Source organism: Mycobacterium sp. IDUB_19, from assembly GCF_055419445.1.
In genome coordinates this window covers 21986-47183 of the sequence record NZ_JBVAXR010000027.1, presented here as the reverse complement: position 1 = coordinate 47183, position 25198 = coordinate 21986, and the positions used below count along the sequence as shown (strand labels likewise).

Here is a 25198-nt window from a genome sequence, read left to right as displayed (position 1 = left end):
GATGACCGAAGAATTCGGTGTCACACCGGACGAACTGCGCCGCGTCTCTGCCGAATTGCACGATGTCAGCTCCGCGATGAAGGCGGTGATGTCATCGCTGCGGGCACAGCTCGCCGCTGAGGGCCCCGTTTGGGGTGGCGGCGAGATGGGCCGGCAATTCGCCGACGGCCCCAACGGCTACCTGGCCCAACTTAATTGGGTCAACGGATCGGTTGACGCGAAGACCGGCCTGCTCGATTACTACGCGGACCTGCTCAAGCAGGCGGCAGATACGTTCCAGCAGTCCGACGAATCCGGATTCTCTTCTCCGGTGCCGGGCACTCTTGCCGACCAGTCGGGGGCGCTTTCTGGGCACGGTATGGCGGGCGCTGTGCCGGCCGGTGCTATTGGCCGCACCAATCGGCCTGATATGTCCGTCGACGCGCATCGGGTCCCCGCCGTGGGGACCACTGCTGAGGTTGGGCCATCAGCTGATGCAGCCGCCTCGCCGACCACGGCTACGGGTTCGAACGCCACTGCCGGCGGTATCGGCGGGTCGTCGGGCGCCAGTACCCCTGCGATAGGGGCCGCCGGCGGACCCCGCACTAGCGGCGCGGGCAGTCAAAACGATCCGGCGGGCAACGGTTCTGATGCGAGCGGTGCAACACCGGGTGCACCGGTCGCGGGAGGCTCACCCGATGATGGCGTCCCCGCGGGTGTTGGCTCGGGCGACCCCGAGAGCGCGAACCTGGAAGCCAGCACCTCGGAAGGGGCGCCGGACCCATCGACAGCCTCGCCTGACGCCGAACCTTTCACCGACGGTGCGGGTCCGCCGGCGTCGGGTCCGCCGGCGCCGCCGATCTCCCCGGCGCCGCCGAACCCGCGGCGCGCTGGCGCGCCGGATGACCCGAGTTCGCGGTCGCCGGGCCCGACAGGGGATCGGCAACCTGGGCGTGCCGAACCTTCCGCGGCAACTCGTGCCGATGCGGGCGCGCAGCGGGCCGGCTCCAAGCCAGTCGGGGGCGTGCACGCCGGCGGTACCGATGTGGGCCGAGCGGCGCAGGAGTCCTCAGGTCCACCCGCACGGTCAGGTTCGGTGGCCGGGCGCGCGGGTGCGGTCGAGGGGGACGTCATCCGGCCCGAAGGTGCTCCGCGGGCTCGACGCGGTGGGCCCGACTCGTCGCGGCGCGGCGGTGACAGCGGCGATGCGCGGGCCGCCGCCGGGGACGGCGACGTCGTCGCGGCCCATCCCGACGGGGGTGGCGATAATCGGCGCGGTTCGGGTGAGCCGGTCTTGGGTGAGGATTTGTCGAACCCCGAAGAGTCGGAAGTTCACGGGCGCCCCGACGGTACGGACACCGATGTCGACGAAATCGTCACCGAGCGGCGGGCGTCCGAGCGCGAGGACTCAGGCGACCCGTGATCGAGACCCAGCCTTGGGTTGCGGGGCACTGGTGATCGATTGGCCGACGGTCTCAAAAGTTAATTCGCACAGAGGGATTGGGTTTGAGAGTCAGGTGATGCCAAGGCGGAACTGCTGCACCACCACGCAGATCACCTCAAGCGCCCAGGGGTCAAGGCTGGGCCAGAGAACTCTGTACCGCGGCCGCGCACATGGAGGGCCAGCCAAAGTGGCCGTGGCGGAGGCACCACCTTCTTCGGCGCCGGCACGGAGGCGACCACCTACCAGCTTCATGCCGAAAGCGCCCGATACGCCGACGTAACAAAGAATCTGGGTGCCTTGTGAGGCGTCCGTCCCGGGCTGCAAACTGCGCGGTGGTCGCTTTGCGACGCCGTGTCAACTCGAAGAGCCAGCTTTGGCGTGGCCAGCCCACGTGGGTCCAAACCCTCCGGTCGACCCGCAGATAAAAGTCACAGCCAAGGCCTTTGGTGGGCGGCAGGCGCTGTGCCACAATGATCGATACAGGATGTATCGCAGTTTGCTTGATCGCTGGTTGGAATACCTCAATCCGGTCGGGAACTCATTCCTGCCAAGGCATCAGACGCCGCGGGGCGCCAGTGATCTGTCGGACTGACGCGATACATCATGTATCATTGGACGTGCAGGCGGCATCTGGACGGGCAGGTGGAAACGAGTGGGTAACGAAGCGGTTCGAGTCCGGCCCGACCATGTGCTGGTTGCTCGGCACGACCAGGCCGCACCGAGCTTAGCGCCGGGGGCGCTGCGCACGTCACGGTCAACGCCAGAGACGAACTGGTCACGATGATCATCGACAAGCGTGACTTCGACACTCCCGAGGACCACTTCCGCGAACCCGTGCGGATGTGGATCGGCGGGTGGCGGAGGTGTTGGTGCCGAACAGTCCGCGACACAACACGTTTCGGTTGTTTTCCGATATTTCGAGGGCAATCTCGGGTCGCAATCGGTTTGGTGCCCGCTGGGCTGGCCGCTTTTGTCGGGGCCCCCGCGGCGTCGGGACGGTCCGCATGTGCCGTCTTCGTCGGTCTCTGCCGCGATGCAGGGATGGCGACTTTCGCGCGGTGAAGAGATGAACCAGTGGTCGAAGTTTGGTGGTGGACGGCCCGAGGCCGCGATTTCGGGTGATTTCGACACGGTGGACGCGTTGATCGGCGGCGAGGCTACTTGTGGGGATGCCGCTTTAGGGGGTGAGTCCCACCGTTGTGCGCGCAGCTCGACGGGTGCAGATCGGTTGAGGCTAAGACCAACTCGTTGGCCCACCGCGCGGATCCCCTCTAGGGCGGCCAGGATTCGGCCGGGCGATGCGGCGGGGGTCGGCGCGACGGCGGGTGGTCGTGGCGTGGCGATTGCTCGGCGGGGTCCTGATGGATATTGAGATGCCGGCGGCGTTGCGGCCGTTTGCGTATTTGGCGGGGTCGGCGTGGCCGGGGCCGCCGGCCAGTGAGACCGGGTTGGCGCGCCTGCGCGATCTGTTGTATGCGGCGGCCGATCAGTTAGACGCGTTGACCGATGGGCTTGCCCGCGTGCGCGCGGCGACGCTTGCGGTGCTCAGTGGGCAGACCGCGCAGGCCGCTGACCGGAACTTCCATATGTTGTTTGACGGCGACTCTACGGTGCACGGGCTGGCGGTGGGGCTGCGCGGGGCGGGCGATCTGACCGGCAGCGACAGCACCGAAATGCAGTACAAGAAGCTGTCCATCATCTCAACGTTGGGGGTCGTGGCGTCCACGGCTGCCTGGGCGCTGGCCAACGCCGATTTCACCATGGGTGCGTCGCTGTCCGAGATTCCGGCGGCCGAAGAGGCGGCGGTGTTGGCGATCGAGGAGCTGGAGTCCACGGTGGCCGCCCGGCTGGCGGCCGCGCTGACTCAGGCGCTGAGCAAGACGATGGTGCGCCGGCTGGTGCTCGAGGGTCTGGGGGGCGCGGGTCTGGGGGCGGTCCAAGACGTCGCGATTCAAGCATTGCAGGTGGCTGAGGGCCACCGGGCGGGCATCGATTGGGGGCAGACGGCCAGCAGTGCGGAGTCGATGGGCGAGGCCGGTGTGGTGGGCGGCGTGGTGGGCCATTTCGTCGGTGCGGCGTTGGGCCCGGCCGAGGACCTCACGTCGGGTGTGCTCAAGGGTGCTTTGACCGGTCTGGTCTCGGGGGAGGCGGCCAACATCGCGGCAAGTGGTGGCAACTTGACCCCGGAGATGTTGCTCGGTGGTGCCGTCGGGTTTATCCACGGCGCTGTGCCCAGGGCCGGCGGGCACGGCACCGCGGGGCCCGAGGGCACCCCGGGGCGCGGGCCCGCCGGTGTCGGTGATGATCCCCGGCTCGGTGATGGGCTCGCCGGTCCGCGGCCCGACGCGCCTCAGGACGTCGCGACAGGCGCGAGCGAGGGTGCGACGTCAGCGGATAGCGCCGCACTGCCTGTCACACCGGCGGACCCGAGGGCCACCGGCGGTGATCGCGTCGGCGGTGCGCCGTCGGGTGCTGGCGATCTGGGCGCACGGCCAGCGGAAGGGGCCAGCGCTGGGGGGAGCTCGACCCACGCCGCCGCGGAAAGCCAGGGCATAGCGGCTTCCACCCCAACCCCGACGGTCGGCGCCGATGGCGCTCCGGCGCCGGCCGCGCACACGCGCCTGGACGCATCCCCGCAAACGTCCGCGGACCTACTCAAAGCGCCGTTGCGGGCCACACCCGACCCGAGCCCCCCATCGGCGGTCTCGTCCGACCATGGCGGGTCACCAGGCCCGACCCCGGATGCGCGGGCTGGGATTGCGCAACCCTCCGCCGAGGAGCCCAGCTCCCCGGCGTCGGGCACGCCGGCAGCGCGTGGCTTTGATACGGCTCCGCAGGCTCGTTCAGACGCGGACCATAGTGACTCCCAGCACGTCGTGGACGGGCACGTCGACGAGATCGAGGTGGCACCACCGGAGCAGACCGCTCGGCTTGACGCCGGCGCTCTTGTGGTTCCCGCCAACGACATCGGCGAGGCCGCGGGACATGAGCCAGCCGGTGATGCTGCAGCGGAGCGGGTCGACGAGGGTGTTGGCGCCGTGTCGCACACCGGGGCGGCCGGTGAGCCGCGGGCGATGGACCCGCGCGTGGAAAACAAGCGGGCGGAGCTGAGGGTTTCAGCCGAGCGCGACGACCCGAGCGTGAAAGATGCACGCGCGCAGGTTGATCGGGAACTCGAACGCTACGAGAAGAGTCAGGACGGGTTCAAGTCCGCGGTAGCCAGGCGTGATGCGGAATTGGCTGATGACCTGGAAGCGCGGGTGAAGGCCGAGGATGAGCGGGTGCGGGGGGCGCACAAGGAGCTTGTGCATGCCCAAGAGGACTTGGCGCGGCGCCGGGCCGCACACCAGTCGGCCACCACCGAGCGTGACCGCGTGCTGGAGGCGAGTTCCGCAGTCGCGGATGCCGAATCGGAATCCGCGCGTCAGCAACGGCTCGCCGACTTGCAAAAGCGCGTCATCGACGCCGAAAAGGACCAGGCGGCAGGTGAAGCCGCTGTCGCGGCTGCCAGGGCGTCCTATGAAGAGGAGGTGCAGGCCGCCGTCGAACGACGCATCGCCGCGGTGGAGGACGCCGTTACGCGCGCAGAAGAGCAGCGCGACGCCGCCGCGCAGGCGTTCCAAGACGCTGCCGCGGCCCACGATGCGGTGTTGAAGGAGGCCGTCGACAAGCTCTACGCAGCGCTGCAGGCGCAAGCGGACGAAAAAATCGCGGTGGCCGATGCCCAGACCGCGCGGGTGCTTGGCGACACCGCTGAGCGCCTTCACAAGGCGCGCCGTGATGACGAGAAGGCCGAAGGCCGCGTGAAGGACAGCCGCAGGATCCACAAAGCTCGCGTTGCCCAGCTCGAGGCCCGGGAGAAACGCAGCTTGAGGGAGAGCACCAACGCTGCGGAAGAGGGCGTGGCTAAGGCACGGGAGGAGTTGAACGACAGTAAACGGTTGCGTGCCGACGAGGTGCGTGAGGCCCGCGAGCGTGGTATGGATCCCCGCGGGGAGGTCCTCGAGGAACTGGACAGGGAAATCGAGGAGCGCACTAAGCAGTTGCGATCCCAAATGGTGGCGCGTGAGGCGCTGCTTCGGGCAGCCAAGGGTGACCACCGTGCGGCACTGGCCAGGGCCGAGGCCGAACGCGACGAGGTGGTATCGCGGCGGCGGGGTTTCCAGTCCGAGGTCGACAAGCAAGAACGCGAGCTGCGCGATGCGTTGAGGGGTAAAGAATCGATCGCCAGGGCCCAGCGACTAGAGGACGAGGCGCGGCAGCGGCTCGAGCGGGACGAGGCGGCATACGCAGCGGCCATGATTGACCACGAGACCGTGCTGCGGGAGGCGTCCGAAGAGCTGGTGAGTGAGACGCAGGTGGCCGGCGCGGAATACATTCGCGCCTTCGACGAGGGCTTGCTGGATTGGCGGACGGCCAATGACGGCCTCGATGAGCAGCGGGGGTCGGTGGGCAAGGCCGCGGCCGAGGCGCGGCAGGACTTGCGGCGGATGCTGGGGCTGCGGGAGGCCGCACCGGCGCGGTTGAAAACACTGTTGTGGGGCGATGACCCGCTCGAAAGCAGCCTGGCGGCAACCGAGGTCGCTCGGCGTCTGTTGCCGCCGGGCGCCGATGTGTATTTCACCCAGGAAGAGCTTGCGCTGGTGGTCGGCACCGAGGCGGCCGGCAGGTTGGTATCGGTGAACATGGGGTGCGGGGAGGGCAAGTCGGTCAGCGGGGTGATCTATGCCGTCAGTGAGGCCGTCAAGGTGGCCAAAGAGGGCCTGGCGGTGAAGATGACGACGTCACGGTCGTCTTTGGCCGCCAAGAGTTTCATCGAATACCGCCAGGCGTTAGGCGAGGACTACGGCATCGATGTCTACTACCGCGATAACGCCGATGCGCCGATGCGCCAGCCGATCGCGGGCCGCGCCGCGATCTATCTGATGGACAACAGCACCGAGATCTTCAGCCATTTGAAGGACAACCCAGTCCCGGCAGGGCCCAACGTGATCGACGAGGGTGACGAGGCGACGGTCTGGAGCGGTGGGGGGGACCGCGTCGGCACCACGTACAAAATTTCCAAAGGCGCTGCCCAGGAAGCGCGCCCCGAGGTCGCCGCCCGGTTCATTTCCTCACGCGAGTTCTTCCAGGACAACATCGACAGCGGGAATTTGACCAAGGAACATTTCGGCGTCGACAGCAATGGCTACGGCAAGGTGCATCTGACAGAAGAAGGCCGAGCCGAAATCCAACGGCTGTTGACCGAGCAGGGCAAACACGACATCGGGGTCGACGATGTGGTCAGGGACGCCATCGCGGAATACCAGTACCGACGCGATATCGACTACAAGGTCCGCGACGGCGTTGTCTATCTGATCGACCGGATCAACGGCGAAGTCCGCACCAACTTTGAGGAGCAAAGTGGTGATGTGCGGATCACCAACGACATCCACAAGGCGTTGGAAGCCAAGGAGAATGTGGTGGAGCGCGCGGCCGGCGGGGCGGGGGTGCCGATTCGCCATGACGCGGAATCCAGCACCGAGATCACCTCCCAGCAGTACTACAACGACGTTCGCCGCGACGACCGCATCGCGTTGATTTCCGGGACGGCTACCGAGTCCTCGGAGGTGGTGGCCGAAAACTATGACCGGATGGGGCCGGTGGTCCGGGTGGAAAAGTTCAACCCCTCCGCTGTCACCACCCACGACGACATGGTGTTCGACAACCAGGACGCCAAACGCGCGTGGATCGCCGAGAAAATCAAAAGCCTGCACGAAAAAGGCCAGCCGGTGGTGTACGGCGGCGACCGCGACGACAAGCCTGGGGCGCTGTCAAAGCTCTTGACGATGATGGATATTCCGCACGACGTCGTTGGCGATGCGGATTACCAGCTCGACCACGGTGCGACATGGCGAGAAGACATGGAAGCAGACATCAAAAGGGCCGGCGAGAAAGGCAGGGTGACGCTCGTGAGCCCGGCGGGGGCGCGCGGGACCGACTACCGAGTTAGCGACGAAGTAAAAGAACTGAGCAAACCAAAGGGCCAAGACGGAGTCAGGGACATGCGTGGCATATTCCTGATCATCGACGGCCGCTCCGGGATCACCGAGGTCGTCGATACCCAGTTCAAGAACCGTGTGGGCCGCGCCGGTGACCCCGGCGAAGTCATGTTTTGTCTTTCACCAGACGACGACGCCTTCACCCAGATCCGCGATCCGGAGATCGGGCTGGCCATCACCAAGTACGAGGGTGCCGCCAAGGCCCACGCTGACGCCCAAGCCGCCCACCTGGCCGATCCCAGCACCCAGAACACCGACGCCCTGCGCACCGCCGAACACAACCGCCGCGCGGCCGAGCGTCTCCTCCTCAAGCAAATCCCGAAAATCCAGCAGGCCGCCCAACGGAACCTCACCGCGGCTACCACCTTCGGTGCCCACCAGGGATCGACCGTGCACACATCGCAGGGCACCCTGCCCATCGAGGGCCAACTCAAGCTCTCGACGTCTCCAACATCCGTCCGCGGGCCACCCACCGATCTCGCCAGCCCGGCGGAATCAGATCCGGTGGCGCACTCCAACGCAGCGGGCCCGCCATCCGCCACGCCCGACGTGGCGCGCGCGTCCACACCCGAGCCCGGCTCCACATCCGGAGCTTCCGTAGAACCTGGCCCAAATGCCGAGACATCAAGCTCGACAACGGTTCCACCAGCCGGTCTCGGCGATTCTGCCGGTGCGACTGCGCAATCCACGCCGCCCGGGAGGGAGGGCTCCCACCAGCCAGGCTCGGATCTCGATGGATCTGAACAGGTTCCAGGCGAGATTCCCTACGGCGCCAGGTTGGAGTGGGCGTCCAATTCGTTGGTGGCGGACTTGGAGGGAATGCTCGACGGGTCGGAACCTCCCGATGCGCAGTTGCCGGAAATCTTCCGCACCGGGGAGCTGGACGAGTTTCGCCGCAAGGTTCCGGCGACGCCGGCGTCGGTGGTCATCGAGGAGCGCAAGGTCGATGTAGAGGCGTCGCGCCGGTATGGGCTGTGTGGTTTAGGCGAGCTGCGGTTCATCCAACGCCGCTATAAGGGCCACACGGTGGTGCAGACTCCGTTCGATGTGTTCGGCGATGACGCGGACGAAATTTTCGACGTGATGACGTCGTATGGGTTTGGCAGTCGGGAGTTGTCGCAGTTCGCGCATGGGCGGTGGGAAGCGAACAGTCCGTGGTCGTTTGCGGCGCGGGTGCACGACAAGACCGATCCGGCGCGGCATGTGTTGGTGGCGGTGGGCTACCCGCGTCCGGGTGACTCGGGTGATCGTCGGTTCGATGCGCACGCGTTCACGTTGAGCGTGACCGACAAGGGTGAGTTGTGGCTGCACGAGTCTGAGCTGCTCGACGACAAGTTCAACGCCGACCGCAACTTGTACGGGGTCCAAGCCGAGCAGCGGTTGCGGGAGCTGACGGCGCCGGGTGTGGCGTTCGCCGGAATCGTGTTCGACGGGGAAGGCCAAGCGGTACTGCCCCTTAGCGAGAACGATGAAATCGTTTGGGAGCGCGAGGAAGGCGTCGACGGGCGGATCGGCAGCCCGTGGCAATCGGGGTCCGACGACGAGCCGGCGAATGGTGCGTCGCATGCCGCAGACCCGGTGGGCCTCGGTATCGGCGAAACGGGTGGGCCGGCGCGGGTGGTGCGGGTCTCTAAGGTGTCGGGGTTGCCTGCGGCGTTGGCTGGGGTGCGCGGTGAGGGTCCGCGCCCGGCGGTGGTGGTGGCCGGGGATGTGGGTGGGCTTGATGCGGCTGTGTTGGGCCGGCTGCGGGTGCTTTTCGCTGAGGCGGTTGTGGCGGTGATGGCCGAGCACGGCGCGCTCGGTGTGGGTAGCGCGACGGCGACTGGTGTTGGGGGGTTGGTGGGTGAAGCCGGTGTAGCGCGGGGGGTGTCGGTGCCGTGGGTGGGTGTGGCCGCGGCGGGCACGGCCGACGCTGATGCGGTGGTTTGGGAGTCGCATGTCACGGATTGTGTTGTCCTGCCGGCCAACCAGCACGCAGATGTGGCGCAGTGGATTGCGCGCAGCGCGAAGTTTGTGGCGGGTGGGTCGCCGTCGGTCACGGTGCTGGTTGGTGGTGATCAGCTGGCTTATGCCGATGTGGAGCACAGTATTGCGGCGGGTCGGCCGGTGGTGGTGGTCGACGGGTCGGGAGGTATCGCTGATGTGATCGCTGCTGCGCTGCGCGGCGGGGCACGCGGTGATGAGCGGGCGGCGGCGTTGGCTGCCTCGGGCATGGTGGCGTCGGTGTCTGTCGATGACCCGGCAGGGTTGGCGGGGTTGTTGGCCGAATGTTTGTCGGCGCCGCAGGGCGCGGCCGCGGCTGGCGTGTATCGGCCGCGCGCTGGGGTGAGCGCGGAGACGATTGCTGCGTTGGTGGACCGCGCGCACGCTGGTGATGGCGCGGCGCAGGAGAGTCTGCGCGCGGTCTATCGCGACTCGGTCACCGAGGTGATGGGCGCGCTGTTCACCGACACCGATTTGATCACCGATGTGCTCACCGGGCTGGTGTTCGAGCAGGGGTTCGCCGCGCTGGCCGGGGTGCAGGTCACCGGGGATCCGGTGGGTTTCTTCGAAATGTGTTTGGCGCGGGCCGCAACTAGCGCGCCGGTGTTGGGGAAGTGGCTGCGCGAGAAACGTCTGTCGCGAGGTTTGAGCCAGGCCGAGTTGGGCAGGCGCGCCCTGGTGACCAAGTCGCAGGTCCGCTACCTCGAGTTGAGCAAGGGGGGGACGACCAGGTCCACGTTGGGGTGGTTGGCTGCGGCGTTGGGCCTCTGGGGGCCAAAGGCGCGCAAGGTGGTTGACCATTTCCGTCCGCTGCCGGTCGCCGAACCCTGGACCGACTACGACAACGAGTACGACAAGAAGAAAAAGAAAAACAACGGGTTCGGGAAGTGGCTGCGCGATATGCGGGAGTCACTGGAATTGACCATAGCGGACGTGGCCGAGCTGGCCGGACTGAGTTGGGGCGAGGTCTGCCATGTCGAGTTGGGCCTGGTCAACCCGCCGAGGGACACAGCCAGGCGGCTGGTGTCGGTTGTGTCGTCGGGCCAGTCGCTGCGGGAGGTGCTTGACTACTTCGTCGCGCTGCCGGCGGTGCAGGTGTTAGTCGCCGACGAGGAGGTCTTGGCGATTGTCGGGCAGGTGCTGCGCGAGGCACGCGAAGCGCGCGGCTTGACCCAGGCCATGGTGGCCAACGGTGTCGGAGTGTCTGCGATCATGATCTCCCAGGTCGAGGGGGGCAAGGGGGGCCTGTCCGCTAAGGTAGCTGTGCGCTGGATCGAGGCGGTGTTGACGTCTTCGGTTGGTCACGTGCGCGAGGCGGTGCTGCCGGTCATGGTCGACAAGCTGTATCCGGATATGCGTGATCGCGCAGTCGAATTGATCACCACGGTGCGCAGCTGGTGTGAGGAGCATTCCGTTGAAGCAGCCACAGACTTGCCCGATGAGGTGCTAGCCGAGGCCCTCGACTTGTCAACCCAGCAGGTGCAATTCGCGCGGGGTGTCACCGGACCGGTGAGTGCGCAGACATTGCACGGCGGTGAGGTGGTGGCTTACGTGCGTGCCGCATTGGCGGGCTTTTCGCCAGAACAGTTTGACATCATCTGTGACCACGTGTTCCTTAAGCAGCCCCTGGCCGAGGTTGCCCACCGGTTGGGCATCGACGAGGAAACCGCTGCTGCGTTGGTGGAGCCCGCCCAGGAGCGCCTGCGGGTTGCGCTGGGTGCGCCCCGGTCCGCGAATAGCGTTGCGGCGCAAAACACTACTCCGATGCCGCCGGTGAAAGAGTTGACCGCATACCAGGGGGAGCGGCACAAGCTGGCGATTTGGGTGCGCGAGAACCGGGAAGCGCGCGGTTGGACAACGTTGGGTTTGGCCAGGCGGGCCAGAATAAGCGCGCAAATGGTCACAAGCGTCGAGCTGGGCCAGACCCCGGGGTCGTGGGACATAGCTGCGCAGCTGGTTTCGGCGCTGCTGGGGTTGCCCGGTGAGGCGCCACAGGACGCGCTGCTGCGCGAGGTGCTCGAGTACTTCGTCGAGGAGCCGGAGGTGCAGGTGCTGATCGAGCACCCGGAAGTCAAGAAGCTCTTCGGGCGGTTGGTCCGCGAAAAACGCGTCGAGCGCGGCTGGAAGCACCGGAAGGACCTGGCCGAGCGTGTCCGCCCGGATGGCAAGACAGCAGTCCATCCAAACACTGTCGGCGGGGTCGAGTTGGGCGCGAACATGTCCGCGCAAGTCGCGGGGCTGGTGCTCGCGGCTTTGGAGTACACGGTCGATGAGTGGCGCCAGCTCATGCTTGCGGTGCAGTTCGAAAGCCGTTATCCGGATCTGCGTGGCCGTGCTGTCGACTTGGTCAACGAGGTGCGTGCCTGGCGCGCCGACGGCGCGCCGCCCGCTGGCCACCGCTGGTCAGACTCACAGGTGGACTTCGCCGATCGGGTGATCGCGGACGGCGCGCCGCTCGGCGAGCAGGCATTGAGCGACCGCGACGTGATGGACTTTGTACGTGTCGCATTGGCCGACCTGCCCGCCCAAGACACGCAGATCGAGGCGCTGCTGAACTATTTGGCCTTCGATCAGCACTGGCGGCCGGTGGACGACATCGCCTTGCGGCGGTTGGGCACCACCGCCGCTGCGGCGCGTGAACTCCTCGAGGCCGCCACCCACCGCCTGCGGGAGGCTCTCGGTCCGGTGTTCGTTTTGGGTGATTGTGTGACGCAGGCGGTTTCGTTGGCTGGTGCTGCTGGGATCAGCCCGGGGGAGCTGGATGATGGGGATGGGCGGACGTCGTGGAAAACGTTGCGTAAGGCCTTGGGTTTGGTGTTGACGCCGCTGACCGTCGATGGTGATGTGGCGTCGCTGGTGGACGGGGCGTTGGCCGCGGACGCTGAGGAGCTGCAGCAGCGTTCGCTCAGTGTGATGGTGTTCGACACCGGCGAACCGGTCGATCACGCGGTGGTGTTCGTCGACACCGATGAGCACCGGCTGGTGTTCGATCCCCGGAATCATCTATTGCTGCGCACGGCGCTCCAGAGGGTTGACAAGGCCCGGCGGGAGGGCCGCGGAAACGAGGCCGAGATGGCGGCTGTGGTCGCTGTTGTGGATCGGCTGACGGCCGAAGGCTACGACTTCGGTTCGCGTGCAACCAAAGCCGAGGGACGTACCGCGATGTCACTGCCGCACGCCGAATGGCTGCTGGTACAGGACTACGCCAACCTCGCCAAGGCCTGGGTCGGTCACCTGGGCTTCGACCGCATCGACGATGCCTTGCTTCCTGAAGTCGACCCCGCAACGCAGCCGGATAAGGCGATCTGCACCACCGAGGAGCCTGGCGGTGGTCCCTCAGGTGCGGGTGAACCGGCGCCGTCCCGCTCCGAGCGCGAGCACGTCCAACAGTGGGTTCGGGTTGCAGGGGAAATGATGGCCCGTCTGGGGGGCACGCTGGCGTGGTGGCTGCGCGGGCTTTCGATCGATGTCGATGTCGATCCTGCGGTTTCGTCGCCGCAGACGTTGCTGGATGCGCTGGTGCGTGAGGATGTGCGTCTGGCCGCGATGCGCTCGGGCGAGGACTTGTTCGCCAGGGTGGCCCACGCGGTGACGAGTTATCTGACGGGTGTCGCCTTGATGGGCGTCTACGGGCAGCGGGCCGAAGACATGGTCACCGAGGAGAACTTTGCGGCTTCGGCGATGGACCCGGTCGGCGAGCTGATGAGCAACCACAGCGCGGCCCAGGAGTTGGTGTCACTGCTGCAAGCTGACTTTGCACGTCTGCTGGCCGGGTCGGGCGTGGTGGTCGAATCGGGCGCCGAACGGTGGCAGGCGACCTGGGAGGAGATCGCCGGTCTCGGGCTGGAAGACACGGTGAAGTTGTTGTTGGGGCGAGGGTTGTTTTGGCGGAACCGGGGATTGGCCGAGGAGCTCGTTGAGGTGTTCGTGCGAATCGGCGCCGCACGCGAGCGGGTGTACTGGCTGCAGCGGGCGCTCGACGAGGCCGGCGATACGGATGAGCCCGACACGGAGCGCCAGGACGTTGATGCGGATGAGCCCGGGTCCGAGCGTGAGGATGCCGAAGAGTTGGTGGTGGTCGCGCAGGAACACATGTCGGGTCTGCAAGACATGCTGGAGGGGTGGTTGCGGCGGCTGCCGATTGAGATTGATGTCGATGCAGCGCTGTCCTCGCCGCAGGCGTTGCTGGATGCGCTGGTGCGTGAGGATGTACATCTGGTCGCTACGCGTAGGGGTAAGCAGGAGTTGGCCGCGCTCGGTGACCGGGTGACGGGGTATCTGGAGGCGGTCGCGATGGTGGGCGTATACGGGCAGCGGGCAGCCGATTTGGTCACCGAGGAGCGCTTCGCTGCTGGGGCGGTGGACCCGGTTGCAGAGTTGGAGATCAAACTCGGGGCGGCCCAGGAGTCGGTGTCACTGCTGCGCGACGACCTCGTGGGTCTGTTGGCAGGGTCGGGTGTGGTGGTCGAGTCGGGTGCTGAACTGTGGCAGGCGACCTGGGCGGAGATCGGGGAGTCAGCGCCGGCTCCCGTGGTGTGGCTGTTGTTGAAACGAGGGCTGTTTTGGCGCAACCGTGGGTTGGCCGAGGAACTCGTCGAGGCAGCCGTCCGATTGCGCGCCGCGGCGGATCGGGTGGACTGGTTGCGGCGCGCGCTCGCGGCGGCGGGGCACGATCCCACAGTTGGCCGAGGGGCGATCGCCGGTGATGACGGCTGGGGCAACGCCGCCGATCTGGCAGGCCTGGATTTCGTGCGGGCGTTCGGTGCCCGCCTGCGGCAGGTGCGGGTGGATCTGAAGTTGGCCGGGCTGGTGGGGCCGATGCCGTTGGTGTGTGCGTTCGCGCAATTGGCGTTTGGGCAGCAGTACTTCGCCCTGCGCGGCATCGCCACCGGGATCAGTGTTCCCGATGAGGACACCATCCATGTGGCCGCGCTGCCCGGGATGGGTTTGACCGCAACCGAATTCGCTTATCATGCCCGCGGCCACCAGGCGGCCGGTCTCAACCGCCAGCCACTGCACGCCGCTCCGGACGGTAGTGGCTGGGTCGATGACCCCGATGTCGACGACCTGGTTGCCTGGCTGCTCGATGACCGCGTCCCGATCGCTCTGGTCTACCTGGCGTCCAGCCCACCGGAGTCTGCAGGGTCCGACGACTCTCACGAGTATGAGGAGTCCGCAAAGAAGGGGCATGTGTGGGCGTTGACCGCCGAAGGCGGGCAGGTGCTGCTGCACGTGGTCAAGGCGGCCCCCACCGCGACAGACCCCTACGCGACAAGCGATTACGACGTTGTGTGCGCGACTGCAGCCGACATCCTCAACGAAATCGACTGCACCGGCACCACCTTGCACGCCATCGTCATCAACAGCGATGGCGCCGCCCAACCCGCGTACGGGCACGGTCCCGCCCGCACCCTGGGCCACCTCGGCGATCCGAATGAGCCCCGCCCCGAAGTCGACACTCCGGAGATCTTCCGCACGCTTGAGTTGGACGGGCTGGTTGACGAACTGCGTTCGCGCGCTGCTGGGATTGCGCGCGGTGGCCAAGGTATCGCCGGCCTTCCCGTCGGTGGTCCAGCACGTGTGCCGTCGGGTGTGTGGGATGCGATTGCGGGTGCGGTCGAGAGTGCCGGGGTGTCCGGTGATGAGGTCGCCGATCTGGTACGGCGTGCGGGGGCCGATGATGGTGTGGCCCAGGAGGGGCTGCGGGGGATTTATGGCCCCGTGATCGAGCGGGTGATGGGTGAGGTCACCGACGACGCGGAGATCGCGGGTGTGTTGACGAGGGCGATCTTCGCGCACGCGTTCACCACCCTGCCCGACGCGCTGCAGGCATCTGAGGATGCGCGGGGTGATTTCGAATCGTGTTTGGCGCAGGCCGCCTGCAGTGGCCCGGTGTTCGGGGTGTTGCTGCAGCAGGCGCGTGTGTCGCGGGGCTGGAGCCGGCCGGAATTGGTTCGCCAGGCCCATGTGAGTGATGCGCATATCGGCCGGGCCCAGCGGGGCCGGAAGCCGTCGAGGGATATTGGTAAGGCGCTGGCGGCGGCGCTGTGGGAGCCCACGGCGCACAAGGTGGTTGACCATTTCTTCGCGCTGCCGAAGGTCAAACCGTTGACCGAGTACGGGAAGGATGAATTCGGGCAGTGGCTGCGCGATATGCGCGAGTCGCTCGAACGGACCTTGGAGCAAGTGGCCAAGCCGGCCGGACTGACCCGGGCCCAGCTCAGCAATGTCGAGTTGGGTCACTGGAAGCCGTCGAGGGACATTGTTGAAAGGCTGGGTGCGCCGCTGGGGTTGGCGGATGAGCCACTGCAGGAGGTGCTCGATTACTTCGACGCGGTACCGGAGGCGCCGGAGGTTTTGAGGATCTTCGGGGCGTGCCTGCGCGCGACACGCGAATCGCTCGGCTTGACCCAGGCCCAGGTGGCCGAGCGGGCCGGGGTGACCCAGAAGTCTGTCAGCCGAATCGAGCAGGGCAGGGCGAGGCCGTCCGCGGGGCTGGAGGTGCGGCTGACCGACGCGGTGGAGTCCTCGGTTGAGCGGATGCGTGACGCCATGATGCGGGTCCTGGTTGAAAGGGACTATCCGAATCTGGTGCGCCGCGCTGTCGAATTGGTGGGCTCGGTGTACCTCGTCGAGGACGAGGTGGCCGATGTCCTCGGGCGGTCTGCGGCCGAGGTCGAATACGCGCGCGGTGTGATCGAGGGGCGTCGTGCCACGAATGTGCCCGTGTTGGGGCAGGTGCTCTCCGACAGCGAAGTGATGGACTTCGTGCGCACGGTGTTAGCGGGTGCAGGCCTGCCCGCAGCACAGATCGGACCCATCCTCGAGCACGTGACGTTTGGGCAGTGGGAATCAATCACTGCGGCCGAGCGGTTAGGCACCGATGCGGCCACGGCTGGAGCCCGTGTCCAGATGGCCATGGAAGTCCTTGGGACGGACTCGGATTCGGCTAACGGGGTCGATGCGGAGGTGGAGGATCCCCGCGTATTGCGGTTTGGAGGCCCGCGTGTGCCGCGCGCTGGGGTCGATTGTGTGGATGTGTTGGTTGATCATGAGCGCGATGTGTACGGCCGTGTGTTGGTGCCCGCGCGGCGGGGCACCTACATGCAGAGGGTGGCGGCGACGTTCGGTGGCCGTCTGATTCATGTGGCCGTGGACAAGAAGATGGATGATCGGATCGCTGCTCGGTGGCCGGGTCTAAACCCCGTGGAGCGTAGGGATTTCGGCCCGCTGTTGGCGGCGGTTGCTCAGATGGGCCATTCAGACGAGCGGCTCCCGAATCGTTTGGTGATGGTCGTTGACCGTGTGGGGGCCGAGCAGCGTCACGTGCTTGAGCTCAGTCTTGACCGTGATGGTCGGGTGTGGGTTGATTTTGATTATGCCGTGGTGGGTCCGCGGCTACTTGAAAACTGGATTCGTTCCCTCGACGCCGAAGCTGACGAGCCCGTCTTGCATCCGTGGATTGCGCGCGATGAGGCTTTGGGTGATAACCCGCTAATCGGTGACGCGTGGGTGTTGTCGTTGCGCGAGGGCTATCAGGGTTCTGACGAGGACGGCAGGGCGCCGCCGCGTCTCACAGCACTCGACCGACTCGTAAGCCTCGACGACGCCGTCGATGACGACCCCGACCCCAAAAAGAAGATCGCCGGCCCCCCTGGCGGGGCGCTCAAAGAACGTGCCGCAGGCCGGCTCGGACTTCGCGGCGATCCAGACTTCCTACGGCGGCAAGCGGAGTATCGCGCTCAGGATCCGCGCACTCGCGGTCGGGTGGATATTCGCTACGCCGATCGCCTACCCGACGTACTCGCCGCTTCAGACCCCGAGAGAGTCAAGGAACTCGTTCAGCGGCTCGCCGAGGATCTCTCCGGCATCTACGGACCGTACCGCGTTCTTTTCGACGGGCGGCCAGTCGGCGGGGCAGCCATTCTCACCGGAAAGGTCTTCAGCGGGGACAAAGAGATCGGGCGGATTCAGCGGCAATTCGACCGCGATACCGACGGCAAACTCGTCGCCTACCACACCGGGCTCGAAATCTATGAGGAGCGCTTTCGAGGTCAAAGATTCTCCAAGGCGCTCGCCTCGAAACTGGATTATCAGTACTACATCGACACCGACGTTGATCGCATCGAGACACATACTCACGCAAAAGGCGCCTATGCGGCTGCCCGTCGGGGCGACCTATGGGACCCACACAAACTGCAAAAATCACTGAACGCAGTCAAGGGCTCGGCAAGCCGATTGCGGGAGACGTTGAACGATGCCGATCGGCGCGTCATCGATCAACATGTGCAGCGGTTGGAGCCCAACCATCGCCGTCTGCCCGCGCTGACCGACATCGCGGAACTCGCCACGCCCGACACGCCCGATTTGGGTCGGCAACTACTGGACGGCATCAGTGTGCGGCAGGACGGCACAGGTCTGGATGTTGTCCGGTATCTACGTGCGGAGAGTAGACCGCGCGGTGGATTCCGTGCCTGGGTGCGACGCGCGGCCGGCTTCGGTGAAGAGCCGTTCTCGTCGTCTGGCCAGGCAGGACACCTTCGCACCGATCTTCATCTGGTCGACGCGGTCAATGAGCTGCTGTCACTGCGGGTTCCACCGGTGCCGGTCGATGAACTGGTCAACCCGTTGGGCGATGCACAGGCCGCCGTCGAACGGGCCCAGGCCAATACGCGGTGGTGGGACGGGCTCAGCGACTATCAACAGCAATTGCTGATCGAGGCTCATCCGGACATAGTCGGAAATGCCGAGGGCATCCCCGTGTGGGCCCGCCACGAGGCCAATACCCGTTCCTTGGATGCGCGGCTGGCTCGCCGGGACCGGTTGCAGGCCAAGCGCGATCGCGGCGAGCGCTTAACCCGCACCGAGCGTCGGGAACTGGCCCGCACCAACCGAATCCAAAGAGCACTGACAGCAGCGCGTAATGCTACCGACAGGGCCGAAGTGCCCGGTCCTTACTTACTCGCGTTTGACCCCGACGCATTCGACGGCCACGGAAGGGCGATCGTCAGCTTCGGCGAAGACCCCTATCAGGCGCAGTCCGTGTCCTGGTACCTGGACGGATTGGGGATGCCGATCGACCGAATCCACTTGTACCTGCGCAATGCGCTGAACCAACTGAAATCGACGCTGCGCGAGGAGCCGAAGGCGTCGGCGGCCTCGATCGCCTACATCGGCTATGAGACGCCGCACCGGTGGCGCAGTTGGCGGGTGGCCGGTCGTAAGTTGGCGCGGATCGGCGGCCAAATCCTTTACAGCGACCTACGCGCGTTTAACGCCGCCCACGACGCAAAGGCTGGCGACGGTAGCCACTTCACCGGCAATCATGTGTTTGCGCTTTCCTATGCGTCGACCACCACCGGTTACGCCGGGGACGGTGGGCGGTTAGGCAAGGAGGTGCGTACCGTCACGCTGATCGGTTCACCCGGTCTCGGCCCGATACCGCATGCAGATGCCTTCGAAATCGGGGCCGACAACGTGTTTGTGGCGTCGTCGTCACGCGACGTGGTCACCCAGCTGGGAGGTGCCGCCCCGCGCTCGATCGGCCGGATCCTGGGACGTGGACTTGGCGTCGATCCAGCGATGGATTTCTTTGGTGCGCAACGTATTACCGCCGAATTCCCAACTTCGATGGACCGCCAGCCCATCCTGGGAGTCCATATGTCGTATCACCGTTACGTGGACCGAGGCGCCGATCCGACGGTGCGCACCGAGTCGCTGGCCAACTTCGGTCGTATCGCGGCCGGGCATCCCGAACGGGTCGATTTCGAGGAACACCGCAGCATCGTGCGCCGGCGGGGTCGGCTACCGCGCACCCACGAGCCCGCCGCCAGGCGCCTGCTCCGGATAGGCGACGACCCCGAAATCCACCACTCAAACGACCGCCGCTGGTGGGATCCACGCTGGCACACCGGTCCCACCGCCATGCCGGCGCAACCACCTATCGCTTATCCCGCCGCAGAGCACCCCGATGATCTTGACGGCGGCACGGGTCCTCGCGCTCCGTTGGAGGGGTCCGAGTCTTCTGGTGTGGGTGTTGGGGATTCGGTCGATCGAGTGGCGCGTGAACTGTTGCTGAGGTACGGCCCTGAGATCCAGATCGAATCCGGTGCTGCGGGCTCGCTTTCGCGGCCCGGGGAGTTGTTCGACGCGGTGGGGTCTGATCGGTTGTTCGCGACGTATGCCGAGGCGGGTGAGACGCTGAAGTATTTGGGGCCGAAGGCATCAGCGATTGTTGCCATGGACTGGTCCGACAGACCCGGAACCGAGGTCCTTTTCGCGGTCAACATCGGCGGGCTGGTGCACTACTACGACGACGAGGACCGGTTGGTGAGTTGGCCGCCGTCACGCGGTGAGGGCTCGGTGTCTCGGATGGCGGTCGTCTATCTTGACGCCGAGGGTGTTTCGCTGGTTCCGGCCCACGAGTACGACCAGCGCTGGCTGGATGTGTGGCGGCAGCAATCTCGTAGCATGGCGGCGCTGTCGGACGTGGACAGGTCGGAGCTGACAGGCCAGCAGGATGTGCTGAGGGCGCGTTTCGCTTGGGCAATGGAGCGTGGTGTTGTGCCGGGCTCCGTTAATGCGAATACATTGGCGCAGAAGGATTTCAGTCTGCGGCGTCGGTTGGCCCGGGACTACAGTTATGCGGTGCATCGTTATGATGCGCGCCGGTTGGTCACCGATGGGGAGTTCCGTGGCCCGTACGAGTCGCTCGCGCCCGGGTTGGCGCGCTATGTGCGTGATGTGATCGTCGCCAACGCCGAACACCATTTGCGCGGTGACCGCCAGTTGGAGACCCGGGACGCAGAACCACTGGGCGAGGTGCTCGATAGCGGCGACCAGGAGCGAGTCGACCGGCTCGCTGAGAATCTCTCCGGGCTGGATGGGCCCCACCCTGTGCTAGAAGGAAAGTTGATCCCCGACGATGATGAGCGTCGCTTCGATGAACACCCCCAACTGGATGGGGTGCGCGGCACCGTTAACAGGTTCCGCGGTCCCATCGTCGACGGTGATCGGGAAATTGGATCGATCACGTGGTACGCCTACCGTGACGGGGAGGGCAAACTCGTTGTCGTTTTGAACCACGTGAGAATCGCCGACGAGTACAAGGAAACGGGGCTTGTCAGGGAATTCATTGACTATTGGGAGCGTGTCGGTGTAGATCGCTTCCGTTTTTCCGCTGTGGACGAGGGCACCCAGGTGTGGGCTCATCGAGGCACGTGGGACCCCGATCTAAAACTTTTGCGCGAGTCGTTCGACAACCTGCGAGGGTTAGCGGGTGAATTGTTACTGGAGGATGAGGCCAAAGCCGTTCTTACCGAGTTCATGCGGCGGTTGGAGCCTGGACATCCCGACCTGCCAGAGCCCATCGACGTACTCAAGCTCACGGCACCGGGTGAACCCGATTTGGGTCGTAAACTTCTGAAACACGAACTCGCATTTTGGCACGGAGAACAGTCGCTTAAGACTGCGCGCGAAAGCATGGCCGGGCTTGACGAGGGCGCGCCGGACAGCAGGGTGCGCTGGCCGCAGCGCGCGCTCGAGGAGGCACAGCGTGAGCAGGACGAGAACGGCGCTGCGGATGTCGGTCGGTCGGCATCCGAGGTACAGCGAAAGGAGCTCGCTTCCCGGCGGGAGTTCGAGCACGCCCTGATGAGGGCTAGGGCCTCGGGTGAGCCCGAGGTACGGACGTTGGAGTCCTCGTCGGACCGGCAGGTGGAACTGCAGACGTTCCCGAATGGGTTCCGGCTGCAGGTCGAGACATACCCCAACGCCTCAGATGCGCGCGATGCCATGGTGATGTCCGAGCTTGCCGAGGCCATCGGCGCGCCGATCGGTGCTGCCGGTATGACCAACGGCGAGGCCGTCTATTGGATCAACACCCGCCGGCACTTTCAGAAGATCACCAATGTTCTGATCCGCGAGTACCAGCCCGAACCCGAACCTGACTCGCGCGAGGGCAGACTGTACGGGCTGTGTCAGGTGCTGGTCGGGCGCGACGGCCCGCACGCACAACACTTCTGCGACACTGCGATCGGCGAGCTTAAAGATCACGACTTGCCCCTTTCGGAGATATTTCGGATACGGCAGGAGTTGGCCGTATTCCAACGACGGGCGCCGCGCGGCACCTCCTGGACTACCGTTCGGACACTTTTGGCCGAGATTGAGCGTCACGCCGTGCACACCCCCGCCGAGCGGCGGGCTCGCGAGGGGCGCACCCGCGAAGCCCGCAGAAAATCCAAGCTGCTCAGGAAAATGCAGTGGCAGGGTTACCCGGAGCTGGTCGGGTTCGATCATCCCTACGTGCGCGCCGACGCTGTCCGGCAGGTCAAACGCGCTCTTGACGACTTCATGCCCGAACATGGGCAGCGGGCGAGACTCGACCGGATCGAGCTTGACTTCCTGCCGAGAGCCGACCGGGACTCGGAACCCCCGTACGGACAAGCTTCTCGGCCCACTACCGCGGGGGGCTGCACCGTCGCGCTGGACCTCGGATGGGTTGCCGACCCAGACCGCATGCAATCCAGGCGGAGCGACGACCTACAGACGGAGTGGCATCCACGGGGGACCGGTAAGGCCGTCTACGACGTGATGATGCATGAGCTCGGGCACGTCCTGAATTTCTGCGCGCAGGACCACATCGTGGAAACCCTTCAGTCCGACGCGGATGGATCCAAGAGCGTTGCCTGGTCAGTGGGAGTAGACATCGAGACGCACCTCGAGGAGGTGTTGCGGGAAGTTCACCGCCAGCTGGTGGAGGTTGGCCTGATCGGTGGCGACTACGCGGATTACGGCGTCTGGATTCAACTGCTGTCGTACTACGCCTTCGATGACGATGCGAAGACCTCGCTTAATGCCGGGGAGGCCATCGGCGAGGCCGTCCTTGCGGTCCAGATCAACGGCGGCATGCTCGGCTGGCCGCAGTGGGTGATCCACCACTACGCCACAACTGGCTGCATACCTGTGGTCACCGGCGATCTGCAGGTGCACCTGCCTGCGTTGCCGGAGAAGCCTGAGCTATTCCGGTTGCCCGATTGGCAGACCATTAGACGCGCATTAGAGACCACATACGGCCGCGACACCGCCGCCGGTCCGGTACTGGACGGGGAGGATGTCAGTCCCGCCGAGTTGGCAAGCGTTTTCGACGACTTCGGACGCGTCGATCACCATCAAGTCACTCCAGAAGCGTTGGGCCGGTACCTGCTGGATTCGCCTGCGGGTACCACGTACCTTATTGCCGATGTCCAATACAACGGTGACGGTTACGGTTTCGACGGTGGTTGGCTAACCCTCGCGACCAGTCGTGGCGGACGTATCGAGATCACTTCCCAGCGACCGCGCGCCGGGCTTGCTCGTGAGCCGGGCGCGATCCGCTACATCGTGGGCTTCAAACCCGACGGCACTGCGTTCAACCCAATACCCGAGTTGCTCGTGCTCGATGACGACCGGAAGAACGATGCCACACCCGCCTCGTCGGCCCAGCCGGAGTTGACTCCGGATGACCAGCAACTGCGGGCGCTCGTTGAGCACGCCGAGGCGATCAATGCGCTGCGTCGTGAAAACAGCCGTCACGAAGCCCGGTTGGCACAGCTCGTTTCTGGGCTCGTGACGGCCGTCGCAGAGGGCCAAGACCCGGAGTCACGCCATGAGCTCGGGAAGCGCGACCTGGCCGCGTCCGCGTTGATCAACCGGGACGAAGGGACCGCGGGAGAGCTGCGGCCCGTCGACCTGCGTAACGATGGCGGCGCAGGCGAAGAAGACGATCTTCTGCGGTGGTTGGAGGAGGCCTACGGGGGCCGTGTGCGCAGCTGGGTGAGCGGCCACAACAGTTCTACGATCGCCGATTACGCCCGCTCGCCTGAGTTCGCAGCGCTGGAGAGTCGGCTGGTGGCCTCGTTTGACTCGGACAACTGGTTTGTCGGGGTGCAACGAGATGGGCTGTGGGTGTACCAGTTCTGGCACGATGGCGAGCATCCGCAGGGTGTGTGGCGGCGCACGACGGTACGCGAGTACCGCAGCGGAAAGCCTAAGTGGGACACGGTGCTCGACCTCGACGCTCTTGGCGCGGCCGAGCAGCAGACGTGGGTGTGGGCCGGGGCGCAGATATTGGGCAAGCGCGCGCTGATCAAATTGTCTGCCGGTGGTGAAGACCAGTGCGAGATCCGCGAGTTAGACCTGCTGACAGGCCAATTCGTGTCGCCGGGCAGCGGCGGGTTCTACCTGTTTACGGGCCGCCACACGGTGTCGTGGATCGACGCCGACACCGTCTACGTGACGCCCGACCCCCAGCTTTACGGCGGATCAGCCCTACGCTGGCGCCGCGGAACCCAGCTCGCCGATGCCGAAGTCGTCGGTGAGGCCGCCGAGACCGACAGCATGATTGAGGCGCGCTACGACCCGACGCCCGGCTTCGAGTGCCACTATCTGATCCGCACCATCGACATGTATCACCGCGCGTACATCCTGCTGCACCCGGACGGCTCCCGACAGGTGATCGCCGCGCCGATCGATGCGGATGTGTCCTGGCACGAGGACCATCTGCTGATTCGGCTGAGCAGTCCGTGGAGCGTCGGCGGTCGCGAATATCCCGCCGGGGCGCTGCTTGTCGCCGACTTTCCGGCGTTTCTGGCCGGTGATCGCAGCTTCGACGTTTTGTTCACCCCCGACGAGCACACCGCCCTGCACGATCTCACTTGGACGGCCAATCACCTGATTTTGACCTTGCTCATCGACGTGCAGTGCCGGGTCGAAATCCTCTCTCCCGGCCCCAACGGATGGACCCGGCAACCGCTCGCCGGAACACCGGCCATGTCGACACTGGTAGTGCAGAACGCGGGCCCATACAGCGACGAGTTCATGCTGCTGACAACCGGATTCATCACACCGCCGGTGCTGCAGGCCGCCACGATCCAAACGTACCCAGCCGATCCGACCGCACCGGCCGGCGGCGCCCCGAACGTGGTGTGCAGGCTGGAAACCCTGGCGCGACTGCCGGATGTCTTCGACGCGACAGACATCGGTGTCGAGCAGCTCTTTGCCGTCTCGGCAGACGGGACACGCGTACCGTATTTCGTCGTCCGACGTGAAGGAGCCAGCGGACCGACCATCGTGACCGGCTATGGCGGTTTCCGAGTAAGTCAGACACCCGGCTACTTCGGCGCCGCTGGGATCGGCTGGCTCGAAGACGGCGGGATCTGGGTGTTGGCGTGTGGCCGCGGCGGAGGCGAATACGGCCCCGACTGGCATCTGCAGGCCGTCAAAGCCAACCGGCACAAGGCCTTCGAGGATTTCGCGGCGGTGGCCGAAGACCTCGTCGCGCGCGGCATCACCACCAACGAACAGCTCGGTGGCCTCGGCGGCAGCAACGGCGGACTGCTGATGGGCGTCATGGCGACCAACCCGCGCTACTCCCCCCTGTTCCGCGCGCTCGTCGCGGCGAATCCGGTGCTGGACATGAAGCAACACCGCTGGCCGGATGAGTATGGCAACCCGAGAAAGCCCGAGGAATGGGCCTACTTGCGCGGCTACTCTCCGTACCACAACGCCGCCGCGCTGGGAGAGCACCTGTCGATCCTGTTGACCACCTCCACCATCGACGATCGTGTTCCACCCGGTGACGCCCGCAAAATGACGGAGCTGCTCGAGCGGCTGGGTCGCGACGTCTCGTTCTTCGAAAGCCCCGAAGGTGGCCACTTCCACGCGAACCATCAGCAGGCAGCATTCAAGTTCGCCCTCGTGTTCTCCTTCTTCC

At 65.7% G+C, this 25198-nt stretch carries 2 protein-coding genes (1 of these 2 only partly in view); both read left to right on the top strand.

Annotated elements, in window-relative coordinates; all coding sequences use genetic code 11:
• Nucleotide 1 precedes the first annotated feature (1 nt).
• Nucleotides 2–1402, top strand: coding sequence for a WXG100 family type VII secretion target (locus tag ACZY0B_RS19695; protein WP_463765894.1), 1401 nt, complete (start codon nt 2–4; stop codon nt 1400–1402).
• Between the two features lie 1319 nt (nt 1403–2721).
• Nucleotides 2722–25198, top strand: part of the annotated coding region (locus ACZY0B_RS19690; RefSeq protein WP_463765893.1) for an HAD-IB family phosphatase (this coding region is incomplete at its 3' end). 21985 nt of the annotated region lie beyond the right edge of the window; 22477 of its 44462 annotated nt are in view.

Coding starts and splice junctions, on each gene's coding strand:
- ACZY0B_RS19695 (WP_463765894.1), top strand. CDS start 2: ATGACCGAAGAATTCGGTGTCACACCGGACGAACTGCGCCGCGTCTCT.